The following is a 14321-nucleotide window of genomic DNA, read 5'->3' as shown; positions in this document are numbered from 1 at the left end:
TAGGGCCGCGTCGTCGCCTAACATGGGCACGTCTCCGGGGTCGGGACCCCGGGACAGGTCAGCACGTCATCGTCTCTCGAGGGGGAATCACCATGCGGGTCTTCCGCACCGTCCTGGCAGCGCTCGTTGCCGCACTGCTCGTCATCGGTGCGCTCAGCACCGGAGCCACCGCCGGCTCGTCGCCCAAGCGCATCATCGAGGAGGCGCGACCGGGCGACCACCAGGTCTCCTACAACGCGTTCAAGCTCCGCGGCACGGTCATGGAGCCGCAGGCCGACGGCACGCTGCTGCCCTACGTCGGCAAGGTGAAGATCCTCAAGAAGGCGTGCGGCACCTGCAAGTGGAAGACCGCCAAGAAGGTCAAGACCAACGACCGCGGCATCTTCAAGACCCGCATCTTCGCCCCCGAGAAGGGACGCTGGAAGTGGCGCTCGAAGGTCGACCACTCCAACGGCTTCGGCAACACCAAGGGCAAGGTCTGGACGCTCTACTTCGACTGACGGCCTGACGGGTCCTCCGGCCCCTCCTGCGAGGAGAGGGTCAGAGGATCGTCCAGGTGTCACCGCCGCCGATCAGCGCCGCCAACCGGGCGGACTGGTCGGCGGCGTTGTTCCCGGCCGCGGTGGCGGCCATCGCCACCTGCTCGCGCGCCGCGTCGTCGTAGGTCGTGCGCTCGACCTGGCGGAAGATGCCGATGGGCGTCTGGTTGAGGTAGCCCATGTCGGTCAGGCGCGAGATCGCGAAGGCCTGCGAGGGGTCGGCGTTGTGGGCGTCGTGGACCAGCAGCTGCTCGGCCGGCACGTCGGCGGTCGCGACGATCGCGACCCCGCCCGAGGCGTGGTCGCGGACCAGGCCCTTGGCGCCGCCCGAGAACGTGATCGGCTCGCCGTGCACCAGCGGGATGATCGCGTCGCCCTTCGTGTCCGGCGACTTGATCGCGTCGAAGGCGCCGTCGTTGAAGATCGGGCAGTTCTGGTAGATCTCGACCAGCGAGGTGCCGCGGTGGGCGGCGGCGGCGGCGAGGACCGCGGTGAGGTGCTTGCGGTCGGAGTCGATGGTGCGGGCGACGAAGGACGCCTCCGCACCGAGCGCCAGCGAGACGGGGTTGAACGGGTGGTCGACCGATCCCATCGGGGTCGACTTGGTGACCTTGCCGGTCTCGGAGGTGGGGGAGTACTGGCCCTTGGTGAGGCCGTAGATGCGGTTGTTGAACAGCAGGATCGTCATGTTGACGTTGCGGCGCAGGGCGTGGATGAGGTGGTTGCCGCCGATGGAGAGGGCGTCGCCGTCGCCGGTGACGACCCACACCGAGAGGTCCTCGCGGGCGGTGGCGATGCCGGTGGCGATCGAGGGCGCACGTCCGTGGATGGAGTGCATGCCGTAGGTGTCGAGGTAGTAGGGGAAGCGGCTGGAGCAGCCGATGCCGGAGACGAAGACGATGTTCTCGCGGCGGAGCCCGAGGTCGGGCAGGAAGGACTGGACGGCCTTGAGGACGGCGTAGTCGCCGCAGCCGGGGCACCAGCGGACCTCCTGGTCGGAGGTGAAGTCCTTGCCGGTCTGCGGCTGGTCGTCGTCGGTGAGGGACGGGACGAGCTCGGTGCCGGAACGGAGGCCGGGGAGGCCGAGGTCCGTCAGGGGAGTGGTGGCCATCAGATGTGCTCCTTCTGGGTGGGCTCGCCCCACACGCCGAGATCGATGTCGATGCCCTCGGCCTGGCCGACCAGCTCGCCGATCGCGTGGGCGAGCTCGGTGGCCTTGAGCGGCAGGCCCCGGACGTGGTTGTAGCCGACGGCGTCGACGAGGTACTTCGCCCGCAACAGCAGGGAGAGCTGGCCGAGGTTCATCTCGGGGACGAGCACCTTGTCGTAGCCCTTGAGGACCTCGCCGAGGTTGGACGGGAACGGGTTGAGGTGCCGCAGGTGCGCCTGCGCGACCTGGTAGCCGGCCTTGCGGACACGCCGTACGCCGGCGCCGATGGGGCCGTAGGTCGAGCCCCAGCCCAGGACGAGGACCTTCGCGCCCTGTCCGTCCGGGCCCGACGGGTCGTCGACCTCGACGAGCGGGATCGAGTCGGCGATCCGGTCGACCTTGGCTTGGCGGGTGCGGACCATGAAGTCGTGGTTGGCCGGGTCGTAGGAGATGTTGCCGTGCCCGTCGCCCTTCTCGAGCCCGCCGATGCGGTGCTCGAGGCCGGGCGTGCCGGGGATCGCCCACGGCCGGGCGAGGGTCTCGTCGTCGCGGAGGTAGGGCCAGAACTCCGCGTCGTCGCCCTCACCGTGGTTCGTGCGGGTGGCGAAGTCGGGGTCGATCACGGGGAGCTCGTCGACGGCCGGCACGCGCCAGGGCTCCGAGCCGTTGGCGAGGTAGCCGTCGGAGAGCAGGAGCACCGGCGTGCGGTAGGTGACCGCGATCCGGGTGGCCTCGACGGCCGCGGCGAAGCAGTCGCCGGGGGACTGGGGAGCCACGATCGGCACCGGGGCCTCGCCGTTGCGCCCGAACATCGCCTGCAGCAGGTCGGCCTGCTCGGTCTTGGTGGGCAGGCCGGTGGACGGGCCGCCGCGCTGCACGTCGACGACGACGAGCGGGAGCTCGGTCATCACCGCGAGGCCGATGGCCTCCGACTTCAGCGCCACACCGGGCCCGGAGGTCGACGTCACGCCGAGGTGGCCGGCGTACGACGCACCGATGGCGGCGCCGACGCCGGCGATCTCGTCCTCGGCCTGGAACGTCGTGACGCCGAAGGACTTGTGCTTCGACAGCTCGTGGAGGATGTCGGAGGCCGGGGTGATCGGGTAGGTGCCGAGGAACACCGGGAGACCGGCCTGCACGCCGCCGGCGACGAGCCCGTAGGCCAGCGCGAGGTTGCCGGTGATGTTGCGGTAGGTGCCGGGGGGCATGACGGCCGGCTTGATCTCGTACTGCACGGCGAAGGCCTCGGTCGTCTCCCCGAAGTTCCAGCCGGCCTTGAACGCTGCGACGTTGGCGTCGCGGATGTCGGGCACCTTGGCGAACCGCTTGGCGAGGAAGGTCGTCGTCGGGTCGGTCGGGCGGCCGTACATCCACGACAGCAGGCCGAGGGCGAACATGTTCTTCGCGCGCGAGGCGTCCTTGCGCGACAGCCCGAACTCCTTGACCGCCTCGACGGTCATGCCGGTGAGGTCGACGGTGTGCAGGGAGTACGCGTCGAGGGTGTCGCCGTCGAGCGGGTTGTCCTGGTAGCCGGCCTTGGCCAGGTTGCGCGCGGTGAAGTCGTGGGTGTCGACGATGATCGTCGCGCCGTGGTGGAGGTCGCCGAGGTTGGCGCGCAGCGCGGCGGGGTTCATCGCCACGAGCACGTCGGGCGCGTCGCCGGCGGTGAGGATGTCGTGGTCGGCGAAGTGCACCTGGAACGAGGAGACTCCCGGGAGCGTGCCCTGGGGGGCTCGGATCTCGGCCGGGAAGTTCGGGAGCGTCACCAGGTCGTTGCCGAACGCGGCCGTCTCCTGGGTGAACCGGTCGCCGGTGAGCTGCATGCCGTCGCCCGAGTCGCCGGCGAACCGGATGATGACGCGGTCGAGCTGCTTGACCTCTTTCTCTGGTGCTACCACAAGGTAAGACGATAGCCGTCGGTGCCGCCTCGTCCGGGTCTTCCTGCCCAGTGGGACGGGCGGCTTCGTCCCACCATCCGAGACGCGGCGCCGAGTGATCCGCAGCGGTCGCGTTGTGGCCCCGCAGGCCGGTGACCTGCTCGTTTGTTAGTTGACCGTACGAATCACGTCCGGGTAATTGGTAAGGGGATCTAACGAACCTCTTGTGACCCGGCTCACCCTGTCCCTACGGTCAGACGACCGGGCGTGCCGCGCCCCATCCACTCGGGAGGATCCATGTTGTCCCTGCTCGCCCATCGACTCCGGACGCCGCGCGCCGCAGGCCTGCTGGCCGCGGGCGTCGCCGCCGCGGTCCTGCTGCCGTTCGCGCTCGCCGCGCCGGCCTCCACGCTCGCCCCCGCCGCACCGGCCGCGGCCGCCGCGTGCACCGCTCCCGCGTGGGCCTCGTCGGCCGTCTACACCGCCGGCGGCCAGGTGACCCACGCCGGTCACACGTGGCGCGCCAAGTGGTGGACCCAGAACGAGACGCCCGGCACGACCGGCCAGTGGGGCGTGTGGGAGGACCTCGGCGCCTGCGGTGGCACGACGACGCCACCGACGACCCCGCCCACCACGACTCCGCCGACGACCCCGCCGACGACCAACCCGCCCACGACGAGCCCGAGTGGCAAGAAGGTGATCGGCTACTTCACCAACTGGGGCACCTACGCCCGCAACTTCCACGCCAAGAACCTCGACACCAACGGCTCGGCGGGCAAGCTGACCCACATCCTCTACGCCTTCGGCAACGTGCAGAACGGGCGCTGCACGGTCGGTGACTCCTACGCCGACTACGAGAAGGCCTACACCGCCGACCAGAGCGTCGACGGCGTCGCCGACACGTGGGACCAGAGCCTGCGCGGGAACTTCAACCAGCTGCGCAAGCTCAAGGCGAAGTACCCCCACCTCAAGGTCATCTGGTCGTTCGGCGGCTGGACCTGGTCAGGCGGGTTCACCCAGGCGGCGCAGGACCCGCAGGCGTTCGCGTCCTCGTGCCGCGCGCTGGTCGAGGACCCGCGCTGGGCCGATGTGTTCGACGGCATCGACATCGACTGGGAGTACCCCAACTCGTGCGGGCTGTCCTGCGACGCCAGTGGCACGCAGGCCTTCCCGCGGTTGATGCAGGCGCTCCGCGGAGCCTTCGGCAACGACCTGGTCACCGCGGCCATCACCGCCGACGGCACCACCGGCGGCAAGATCGAGAAGGGTGGCTACGGGGACGCGGCGCAGTACGTCGACTGGTACATGCCGATGACCTACGACTACTTCGGCGCCTTCGCGGCGCAGGGCCCGACGGCACCGCACTCACCGCTGACGTCCTACGCCGGCATCCCGACGCAGGGCTTCGACTCGAGCACCGCGATCGCCAAGCTCAAGTCCCTCGGCATCCCGTCCTCCAAGCTGCTCCTCGGCCTCGGCTTCTACGGCCGCGGCTGGACGGGTGTGTCCCAGTCGGCCCCCGGTGGGTCGGCCACCGGCCCGGCGCCCGGCACCTATGAGCAGGGCATCGAGGACTACAAGGTGCTCAAGCAGCGTTGCCCGGCGACCGGCACGGTCGGCGGCACGGCCTACGCCAAGTGCGGCGACCAGTGGTGGAGCTACGACACCCCGGCCACGATCGGCTCGAAGATGGCCTATGCCAAGACGCAGGGCCTGGCCGGCGCGTTCTTCTGGGAGCTGTCGGGCGACACCTCCAACGGTGAGCTCATCACGGCGGTGAGCAACGGCCTGAGCTGAGGCACGACCACGCCGCTCGGGACGGCGTACGACGGGCCGGAGGCGGCGATCGCCTCCGGCCCGTCGGTGCGTCCGGGGCGCGTGCCGGCGTGGTCGTGCGGACAGGTCTGGACAGGTGACCCACGACACGGTGGACCAATGTCAGCCCGGTCCATAAAGTCATGTATGTTTCTCGACATTGCTCACCGATCAAGAAAGTCGAGTACCCCTCATGCAAAACCGTTCACGTGCCGCTCTTGCGGCCGCCCTGGTCGGTGCCCTCGCCACCCTGTCCGCCTGCGGTGGCGGCTCGGGCTCGGGCAGTGACGACAGCACCGCGCTCCGCCTGAGTGGGTTCTCGATCCTCGAGACGGCCAACGAGGGCATCTTCGAGGACTTCCAGGCCACCGACGAGGGCGCGGACGTCGAGTTCGAGCCGTCCTACGGTGCCTCGGGCGACCAGAGCCGCGCCGTGGCCGACGGCTCGAAGGCCGACGTCGTGCACTTCTCCCTCGAGACCGACATCACCCGCCTCGTCGACGCCGACCTCGTGGCCGACGACTGGAAGGACAACGCCACCAACGGCATCGCGACCTCCTCGGTCGTCGTGTTCGTCGTCCGCAGCGGCAACCCGGACAACATCCAGACCTGGGACGACCTGGTGAAGCCGGGCGTCGAGGTCATCACGCCCAACCCGGGCTCGTCCGGCTCGGCGCGCTGGAACATCCTCGCCGCGTGGGCGCACGCCACGGGCGGCCAGGACGACGAGGCCGCCGGTCGCGACTTCATCACCAAGCTGCTCAACAACGTCATCGCGCTGCCCTCCAGCGGCCGCGAGGCGACCACCGCCTTCACCGACGGCTCGGGCGACGTCCTCCTCTCCTACGAGAACGAGGCGATCCTGGCCAAGCAGAACGGTGCGGACCTCGACTACGTCGTCCCCGACGACACGCTGCTGATCGAGAACCCCGCCGCGGTCACGGTCGACGCGCCACAGGCCGCGTCCGACTTCCTGTCGTTCCTCACCGGCCCCGAGGCGCAGGCGGACTACGCGTCCTTCGGCTTCCGTCCCGTCGTCGACGGCGTCGACATCCCCGAGGTCGAGGGCGCCAACGACCCGAGCGACCCGTTCCCGACGCCCGGCACGCTCTACACCATCGACGACAACTTCGGTGGCTGGGCCGACGCCGCCCCGAAGTACTTCGGCACCGGTGAAGAGGGCGACGTCCTCGGCATCATCACCGAGCTCCAGCAGAAGACCGGCCAGGAGGGCGAGGAGTAATGTCAGCCGCCCTCACCGGGGCGACGATCGACACCGGTCCGGCCTCCCCCAGGGGAGGCCGGACCCGGCGCACGACGGCCCGGAACACGCTCACCCCCGGGGCGGGCGTCGGACTCGGCCTGGCCATGATCTGGTTCAGCGTGCTCGTGCTCCTGCCGCTGTCCGCGATCGTGGCCCGCGCCGCCGCCGGCGGCTGGAGCCAGTACTTCACCGTGCTGCAGAACCCGCAGACCTGGAACGCCGTCCAGCTCACCGTGACGCAGTCGGTGATCGTCACCCTGATCAACGTCGTCGTCGGCACGGTCATCGCCTGGGTCCTCGTCCGCGACCGGTTCTGGGGCCAGAGGCTCCTCAACGTCATCATCGACATCCCGTTCGCGCTGCCCACCGTCGTGGCGGGCCTGGTGCTCCTCGGCCTCTACGGGCCCAACAGCCCGATCGGGGTGCAGTGGGCCTTCACGCCCAACGCGGTCACGCTCGCCCTCGCCTTCGTGACGCTTCCCTTCATCGTCCGGACCGTGCAGCCGGTGCTCGAGGAGCTCGACACCGACGTGGAGCAGGCCGCGGCCTCGCTCGGCGCCAGCCGGGCCACCATCTTCCGGCGGATCATCTTCCCGAGCCTGGTGCCGGCCATCGCCTCGGGCGCGGCCCTGAGCTTCGCTCGCGCGATCTCCGAGTACGGCTCGCTGGTGCTGCTCAGCGGCAACCGGCCGAACGACACCGAGGTCGTGTCGGTGCGCGTGCTGTCCTTCATCGAGAACGGCAACTACTCGTCCGCCGCGGCGCTGGCCTCGGTGATGCTCTTCATCGCCCTGCTGGTGATCGTCGCGCTGGACATCTTGCAGAGGAGGGTGGCTCGACGTGGTTAGCACCTCGACCCCGACCAAGTGGATCCTGCGGCTCGTCGCCGTCGGCTACGTCTTCTTCCTCGTCGCCTGGCCGGTCGGCCTCCTCGTCCAGCGCACCTTCGAGGGTGGTCTGACCAACCTCGTGGACGCACTCAGCGACGAGGACGTCGTGACGGCCCTCGTGCTGACCGGCAAGGTCGCCGGTGCCGCGGTGCTGATCAACCTCGTCTTCGGCGTGACCATCTCGCTGCTGCTGGTCCGCTACCAGTTTCCCGGCAAGCGGGTGCTCTCCGCGCTGGTCGACGTACCGCTCTCGGTCTCACCGGTCGTCGTCGGACTGGCCCTCGTGCTCGTCTACAACGGCCGCGACGGCTGGCTCGGGCAGGGGCTGGAGGAGGGTGGCATCTCCGTCATCTTCGCCACCCCCGGCCTGGTCATGGCGACCTGCTTCGTCGCTCTCCCGCTCGTGATCCGCGAGGTCGTCCCGGTCCTCACCGAGATCGGTGACGAGCAGGAGCAGGCCGCTCGCAGTCTCGGCGCCAACGGTCGGCAGACCTTCCTGCGGATCACCCTGCCCAGCATCAAGTGGGCGGTCGTGTACGGCGTCGTGCTGAGCCTGGCGCGCTCCGTCGGTGAGTTCGGCGCGGTCAAGGTCGTCTCCGACAACGTCGCCGGCAAGACCCAGACGGCCACCCTGGCGGTCGAGAAGAGCTACCAGAACTTCGCCCAGGGCCAGGCGTACGCCATCTCGTTCCTGCTCGTCATGGTCTGTGTCGCCAGCCTGATCGTGGTCGCCCTCCTCCGTCCCAAAGTCCATGACTGAGCGCCCGCGCGCTCGCACCCGAAAGGTCACCCCATGAGCATCGAAGTGACAGGGCTGAACAAGAAGTTCGGCGACTTCGTCGCGCTGGATGACGTCAACGTCTCGATCCCGACCGGACAGCTCACCGCGCTGCTCGGGCCCAGCGGCGGCGGCAAGTCGACCCTCCTGCGCATCATCGCCGGCCTCGAGAAGGCCGACTCCGGCGCCATCAGCATCGAGGGCGTCGACGCCACGACCCTGCCGCCGCAGAAGCGCAACGTCGGCTTCGTCTTCCAGCACTACGCGGTCTTCAAGCACATGACCGTCGCGAAGAACGTCGCCTTCGGCCTCGAGATCCGCAAGCGCCCCAAGGACGAGATCGCCCACCGCGTCGACGAGCTGCTCAAGCTCGTGCACCTGTCGCAGTTCGCCCACCGGCTGCCCTCGCAGCTCTCCGGCGGCCAGCGCCAGCGCATGGCGCTCGCCCGCGCGCTCGCCGTGGAGCCCTCGGTCCTGCTGCTCGACGAGCCCTTCGGCGCGCTCGACGCCAAGGTCCGCAAGGAGCTGCGCGAGTGGCTGCGCCGGCTCCACGACGACGTGCACGTCACCACCGTCTTCGTGACGCACGACCAGGAGGAGGCCCTCGAGGTCGCCGACGAGATCGTCGTCATCAACGAGGGCCGCGTCGAGCAGGTCGGCACGCCCGACCAGCTCTACGACGAGCCGGCCAACGACTTCGTGATGTCGTTCCTGGGTGAGGTGACCCACCTCGGAGGCGTCTCGCTGCGGCCCCACGACATCGAGATCGAGACCGCACCGACGCTGGCTGGTGCCGTCGAGGGGACCATCTCGCGGATGATCCGGATCGGCTTCGAGGTGCGCCTGACCGTCCTCACCGTCGACGGCGACGAGGTGTCGGTCGTCGCCACCCGCACCCACGCACGCGCGCTCGGGCTCGAGGAGGGCGCCAACGTGTGGCTCACCCCGGCCGCCGGCGCGACCGTGGTCCCGCGGATGGCGGTCGCCGGCTGAGGCTCGCCCGGAAGGGTGGAGTTTCCCGGGCAAGGACCCCGGCGGTGCGCGGGTGGCGCTAGCGTTCGCCCGTGGAGATCGCGACCCAACCCCGCGACGGGCTCTGGGCGGCGGTCGACTCCTTCGACGCCGAGGCCGCCGAGCTCGAGCTGAAGCGTCTCTTCCACGGCATCCCGCTGTCGGGCGCGGTCGCGACGGTCGTCCTGCCCTTCCTGCGCGACGTCGGCGACCGCTGGGAGCGAGGGGTGCTCTCGGTCGCGCACGAGCACTTCGTCAGCGAGCTGGTGCGCCGCCAGCTGGTCACGGCGTCGAGCGAGCGGTCGATCGGGACCGGCCAGGACACGGCACCCGTGGTGGTGCTGGCCTGTCCTGCCGGCGAGCGGCACGACATGGTCCTGCTCTGCGTCGCGCTGATGCTGGGCGAGCGGGGCGTGCGCGTCCGCTACCTCGGCGCGGACACCCCCATCGGGGCGATCGCCACCGCGGCCCGGGCCGCCCGCGCCGCCGCGGTGGTGGTGGCCGGCACGCGGTCCACCGTCTTCACCTCGCACACCTCGGCGCTGCTCAGGCTGGCCGACGACCGCCCGCTCTTCATCGCCGGGCCGGGGGCCGACGAGCGCACCGCCGAGGAGGTCGGAGCCATGGCCCTGACCGACGACCCCGTGCGCGCGGTGGCCGTGCTCGTCGGTGAGCTGGCCCGCGTCAGCGGTAGTTGGTGAACTGCACCGCGAACTCGTAGTCCTGCGACTTCACCAGCTGCTGCACGGCCTGGAGGTCGTCGCGCTTCTTCGACGACACCCGGAGCTCGTCGCCCTGGATCTGCGCCTTGACGCCCTTGGGGCCCTCGTCGCGGATGAGCTTGGAGATCTTCTTGGCGTCCTCGGAGGTGATGCCCTCCTTGAGCGCGATGTCGATCTTCGAGACCTGGCCGGACTGGCGCGGCTCGGAGGTGTCGAGGATCTTCAGGCTCTGGTTGCGCTTGATCAGCTTGTCCTGGAAGACGCTCAGGACCGCGCTGGCCCGGTCGTCGGCGGACGCGGTGATCTCGATCGCCGCCTCGCCCTTCCACTCGATGGAGGCGCCGGTGCCCTTGAAGTCGAAGCGGTTGGCGATCTCGCGGGCGGCCTGGCTCAGGGCGTTGTCGACCTCCTGGCGGTCCAGCTTGCTCACGATGTCGAAGCTCGAGTCAGCCATTTCTTGTGCCTCCTAGTGGGGGCTCAGCGAGCGCCCCGGCGATTCGTGGTGAAGTCCGTGCCTTGCTATTGTTCCGCACGGCCCGGCAGGTTGCCCGAGCGGCCAAAGGGAGCTGACTGTAAATCAGCCGGCATTGCCTACAGAGGTTCGAATCCTCTACCTGCCACTGGACGGATCCCGCTCCAGTCGCGAGACCCCCGCACAGTGTGCGGGGGTCTCGTGCGTTGCGGCACGAGACTGGTTGACTGCCGGGGTGAGCCACCCGATCTCCTCGACCGCCTCGGTGCCCTTCGGTCCTGACGACGCCTGGCTCGACGCCGAGTGCCGTCGCCTCCTCGACTTCGGCCGCCGGGTCGTCCACTCGATCGGTGGCGCCGCCTGGCTCGACGACGACGGCGCTCCCGACCTCTCCCGCCCCGTGCACACCTGGATCACCAGCCGGATGGTCCACGTCTTCGGGCTGGGCGCGCTGATGGGCGTCGAGGGCAGCGCGTCGATCGCGACCGCGGCGCTCGCCGGGTTGCGTACGACGTTGCGCGACCCGGAGGACGGCGGGTGGTTCGGGTCGGTCGACGCCACCGGCGCACCGGTCGAGGAGGCCAAGGCGTGCTATGCCCACGCGTTCGTCATGCTCGCCGGTTCGACCGCCGTGGTGGCCGGCCTGCCCGGCGCCACGCCGCTGCTGGAGGAGGCGACCGACGTCTTCCTCGAGCGGTTCTGGGACGACTCGCTCGGCCGGGTCGTCGACGAGTGGGACCGCGCGTGGACCGCGCCCGCCCCCTACCGCGGGCTCAACTCCAGCATGCACTCCGTCGAGGCGATGCTCGCCGTCGGTGACGCCACGGGCGACCGGGCGTGGCACGACCGGGCCGGCCGGATCTCGGAGATGGTGGTCGACCTCGCCGCGGCCCACGACGGCCGCTTGCCCGAGCACTTCGGCCCGGACTGGTCGGTCGACCTCGAGCTCAACCGCGACCGGCCCGACGACCCGTTCAAGCCCTACGGCGCGACCGTCGGGCACGGCCTCGAGTGGGCGCGGCTCCTGCTCCACGTCGAGGCGACGCTCGGCGACGCCGCGCCGGCCGGGCTGCTCGACACGTCGCGGTCGCTCTTCGAGCGCGCGGTGACCGACGGCTGGGACGTGGACGGCGCGCCGGGGTTCGTCTACACGACCGACTGGTCGGGTGAGCCGGTCGTCCGCACCCGGATGCACTGGGTCGCGGCCGAGGGGATCGCGGCCGCGGCCTCGCTCCACCGGCGTACGGGCGAGGAGGGCTTCGCCCTGCAGCACGCCGAGTGGTGGGACCACGTCGTCGAGCACTTCCGTGACACCGCCCGCGGCTCGTGGCACCACGAGCTCGACACCGCCAACCGCCCCGCCGCCACCGTGTGGCCGGGCAAGCCGGACCTCTACCACGCGGTCCAGGCGACGCTGCTGCCCCGGCGCCCGCTGGCGCCCAGTCTCGCGAGCGCGGTCGCGCTGTCGCCGCCGGCCTGACGGGCGGCATGATGGGCGCCATGACCCGGGACACGACGGACGCCACGGCACGGGTGCTCGTCGTCGGCGAGGCGCTCGTCGACGTCGTGCCCGACCGGGACGGGATGCCGCGCGACCTGCCCGGCGGCAGCCCGGCCAACGTCGCCATCGCGCTGGGCCGGCTGGGTCGCGACGTACGCCTCGTGACCCTGCTCGGCGACGACGAACGCGGTGCCGTGGTGCGGGCGTGGCTCGAGTCGAGCGGCGTCACCGTGCTCGCGCAGCCCACCGGGTCCGGCCGCACCTCCAGCGCCGCGGTCACGCTCGACGACTCCGGCGCCGCGTCCTACGTGTTCGACCTCGACTGGGAGCTCCCGGCCGTGCCCGACGAGGACTGCGACGTGCTGCACGTCGGGTCGATCGCGACGGTGCTCGCACCCGGTGCCGACGCGGTCCTGGCCACCTTCCGCGCCCACCGGGGCCGTGCGCTCCTCTCGCTCGACCCCAACGCCCGCCCGGCGATCACCCCCGACCGCGCCGACCCGGTCGCCCGCGTCGAGGAGCTGGTGGCCCTCGCCGACGTCGTGAAGGTCAGCGACGAGGACCTCCACTGGCTCCACCCCGACGCCGACCCGGTCACCACCGCAGCCCGCTGGGCGGAGTCGGGCCCGGCCCTAGTCGTGGTCACCCGCGGCGGCGAGGGCGCGGTCGTCGTACGCCCGGGCGGCGCGCCGCTCGAGGTCCCCGGGGTCCCCGTCACCGTGGCCGACACGGTCGGCGCGGGCGACACCTTCAGCGGCGTGCTGCTCGACGCGCTCCTCGCCCTGGGCGTCGCGGGTGCCGACAGCGGCGCCGCGATCCGTGCCCTCTCGGACCGCGAGGTGCTCGAGGCCGTCAGCATCGCGGGCATCGGCGCAGCCATCAACGTCTCCCGGCCGGGCGCCGACCCGCCGTCGCGCGCCGAGCTCGACGCCGCCCTGGGGCGGCCCGGAGCGGGCGAGGAGTGACCACCGAGCAGGTCCATGACATCGGGAGGAGACGCGCCTGGGTGATCTGGGGGGTCGCGCTCGCGGTCTACGTGCTCGCGGTCTTCCACCGCAGCTCGCTCGGCGTCGCCGGCATCATCGCGGCCGACCGGTTCCACATCAGCGCGACCAGCCTGGCGACGTTCACGGTCCTCCAGCTCGTGGTGTACGCCGGCATGCAGGTGCCGGTGGGCGTCCTGCTCGACCGCTTCGGCTCGCGCGCGATGCTGCTCGGCGGCCTGGTGCTGATGACCGCGGGGCAGTTCGCCTTCGCCTTCGCGGGCTCCTTCCCCGCCGCCGTCGCCGCGCGGGCCGCGGTCGGTGCGGGCGACGCGATGGTCTTCATCAGCGTCATCCGCCTGGTCACGGTGTGGTTCCTGGTGCGCCAGGCGCCGATGGTCACCCAGGTCACCGGGCTCACCGGCCAGCTCGGCGCGATCGCCGCGGCCGGCCCGCTGTCGTACCTCCTCCACGAGCTCGGCTGGACCCGCGCCTTCGCGACGACGTCGAGCCTCGGGCTCGTGCTCGTCGTGGCGGTGGCGCTGCTCGTGAAGGACTCGCCCTACCGCAGCGACGAGGTCGTCGCGATCAAGCTGCGCGCGCTGGCGCTGTCGGTGCGGACGGTCTGGGGCAACCCCGGCACCCGGCTGGGGATGTGGTCGCACTTCACCTCGCAGTTCTCCGCCACCGTCTTCGCGCTGCTGTGGGGCTACCCGTTCCTCGTGCAGGGGCTCGGCTGGTCGACCGGCGGTGCGAGCACCCTGCTGATGGCGATGACCGCGTGGGCCGTGGTCAGCGGTCTGGTGACCGCGCGCCTGGTGGCCCGGCTGCCGTACTACCGCTCGTGGATCGTGATCGGCATCGTCCTCGCGATGGTCGTGGCGTGGACCGCCGTGCTGCTCTGGCCCGGGGTCGCGCCGCACTGGCTCGTCGTGGTGATGGCCTTCGCGACGGCCAGCGGGGGACCTGCGGCGATGGTCGGCTTCGACCTCGCGCGCTCCTTCAACCCCACCCACGAGACCGGCCGCGCCAACGGGCTGGTCAACATCGGCGGCTTCACCGCCTCGCTGCTCACGATGGCCCTCATCGGCGTCGTGCTCGACCTGTCGGCCTCCGGCGGGATGGGCTCCTACTCGCTCGGCGACTTCAAGCTCGCGCTCTCGGTGCAGTACCTCTTCTGGGCCTTCGGGGTCTTCCAGACGCTCCGCTACCGCCGCCGCGGCATCGACCACCTCGCCCGGCTCCACCCGGGCGCGATCGACCAGATGAGGGCGGGCCGGCCCTTCGTGCACCCGGGGATCGGGACCGAGGGCGTCTGA

General features: G+C 70.9%; 13 protein-coding genes and 1 tRNA gene. 11 read left to right on the top strand and 3 right to left on the bottom strand.

Features of this window, described 5'->3' with window-relative positions; all coding sequences use genetic code 11:
* Window positions 1-92: 92 nt before the first annotated feature.
* Window positions 93-500, top strand: a complete 408-nt coding sequence (locus tag EUA93_RS03680; protein ID WP_129398818.1) for a hypothetical protein — start codon at window positions 93-95, stop codon at window positions 498-500.
* 40 nt (window positions 501-540) lie between these two features.
* Here EUA93_RS03680 and EUA93_RS03675 read toward each other — a convergent pair whose 3' ends face one another.
* Together EUA93_RS03675 and EUA93_RS03670 are read right to left on the bottom strand one after the other, a co-directional pair.
* The gene (locus EUA93_RS03675; protein ID WP_420819072.1) at window positions 541-1635 is read right to left on the bottom strand and encodes a 2-oxoacid:ferredoxin oxidoreductase subunit beta; all 1095 of its coding nucleotides are present in this window, start codon (window positions 1633-1635) and stop codon (window positions 541-543) included.
* A 14-nt stretch (window positions 1636-1649) separates the two neighbouring features.
* Window positions 1650-3587 (bottom strand): 2-oxoacid:acceptor oxidoreductase subunit alpha, encoded by a 1938-nt coding sequence (locus tag EUA93_RS03670; protein ID WP_242497225.1) that lies wholly within the window; start codon window positions 3585-3587, stop codon window positions 1650-1652.
* A 276-nt stretch (window positions 3588-3863) separates the two neighbouring features.
* On the opposite strand from EUA93_RS03670, the gene EUA93_RS03665 reads away from it, so the two are divergent.
* The 6 genes from EUA93_RS03665 (at window position 3864) to EUA93_RS03640 (ending at window position 10025) form a co-directional block, all read left to right on the top strand.
* The gene (locus tag EUA93_RS03665; protein ID WP_129398814.1) at window positions 3864-5363 is read left to right on the top strand and encodes a glycosyl hydrolase family 18 protein; all 1500 of its coding nucleotides are present in this window, start codon (window positions 3864-3866) and stop codon (window positions 5361-5363) included.
* A 211-nt stretch (window positions 5364-5574) separates the two neighbouring features.
* Complete coding sequence (locus tag EUA93_RS03660; RefSeq protein WP_129398812.1) at window positions 5575-6624, top strand: sulfate ABC transporter substrate-binding protein; 1050 nt, start codon at window positions 5575-5577, stop codon at window positions 6622-6624.
* The gene (gene cysT / locus EUA93_RS03655; protein ID WP_129398810.1) at window positions 6624-7493 is read left to right on the top strand and encodes a sulfate ABC transporter permease subunit CysT; all 870 of its coding nucleotides are present in this window, start codon (window positions 6624-6626) and stop codon (window positions 7491-7493) included. The genes EUA93_RS03660 and cysT overlap by 1 nt, the downstream gene beginning before the upstream one ends.
* Window positions 7486-8295 carry a sulfate ABC transporter permease subunit gene (locus EUA93_RS03650; RefSeq protein ID WP_129398808.1) on the top strand — a complete coding sequence of 270 codons (810 nt, stop codon included), beginning with the start codon at window positions 7486-7488 and terminating at the stop codon, window positions 8293-8295. Before cysT ends, EUA93_RS03650 begins: the two co-directional genes overlap by 8 nt.
* 33 nt (window positions 8296-8328) lie before the next feature.
* Window positions 8329-9306, top strand: coding sequence for a sulfate/molybdate ABC transporter ATP-binding protein (locus EUA93_RS03645; RefSeq protein WP_129398806.1), 978 nt, complete (start codon window positions 8329-8331; stop codon window positions 9304-9306).
* 71 nt (window positions 9307-9377) lie between these two features.
* A complete protein-coding gene (locus EUA93_RS03640) occupies window positions 9378-10025 on the top strand; it encodes a cobalamin B12-binding domain-containing protein (RefSeq protein ID WP_129398805.1) in 648 nt (215 codons plus the stop codon).
* On the opposite strand, the gene EUA93_RS03635 is transcribed toward EUA93_RS03640, so the two are convergent.
* Window positions 10009-10500, bottom strand: a complete 492-nt coding sequence (locus EUA93_RS03635) for a YajQ family cyclic di-GMP-binding protein (RefSeq protein ID WP_129398803.1) — start codon at window positions 10498-10500, stop codon at window positions 10009-10011. The two genes, EUA93_RS03640 and EUA93_RS03635, sit on opposite strands and share 17 nt — an antisense overlap.
* Before the next feature lie 84 nt (window positions 10501-10584).
* On the opposite strand from EUA93_RS03635, the gene EUA93_RS03630 reads away from it, so the two are divergent.
* The 4 genes from EUA93_RS03630 to EUA93_RS03615 all read left to right on the top strand — a co-directional run bounded on the left by EUA93_RS03630 (window position 10585) and on the right by EUA93_RS03615 (window position 14321).
* A tRNA-Tyr gene (locus EUA93_RS03630) sits at window positions 10585-10666 on the top strand.
* Between the two features lie 87 nt (window positions 10667-10753).
* Window positions 10754-11998, top strand: a complete 1245-nt coding sequence (locus EUA93_RS03625; RefSeq protein WP_242497224.1) for an AGE family epimerase/isomerase — start codon at window positions 10754-10756, stop codon at window positions 11996-11998.
* A 20-nt stretch (window positions 11999-12018) separates the two neighbouring features.
* Window positions 12019-12984, top strand: coding sequence for a carbohydrate kinase family protein (locus EUA93_RS03620; protein ID WP_129398801.1), 966 nt, complete (start codon window positions 12019-12021; stop codon window positions 12982-12984).
* Window positions 12981-14321 (top strand): MFS transporter, encoded by a 1341-nt coding sequence (locus EUA93_RS03615; protein ID WP_129398799.1) that lies wholly within the window; start codon window positions 12981-12983, stop codon window positions 14319-14321. The genes EUA93_RS03620 and EUA93_RS03615 overlap by 4 nt, the downstream gene beginning before the upstream one ends.

Origin of the sequence: Nocardioides oleivorans (assembly GCF_004137255.1) — a bacterium.
Classification (GTDB): Bacteria; Actinomycetota; Actinomycetes; order Propionibacteriales; family Nocardioidaceae; genus Nocardioides; species Nocardioides oleivorans.
Note: the sequence above shows the minus strand (reverse complement) of the source record. Positions and strands in the feature narration are given on the sequence as shown.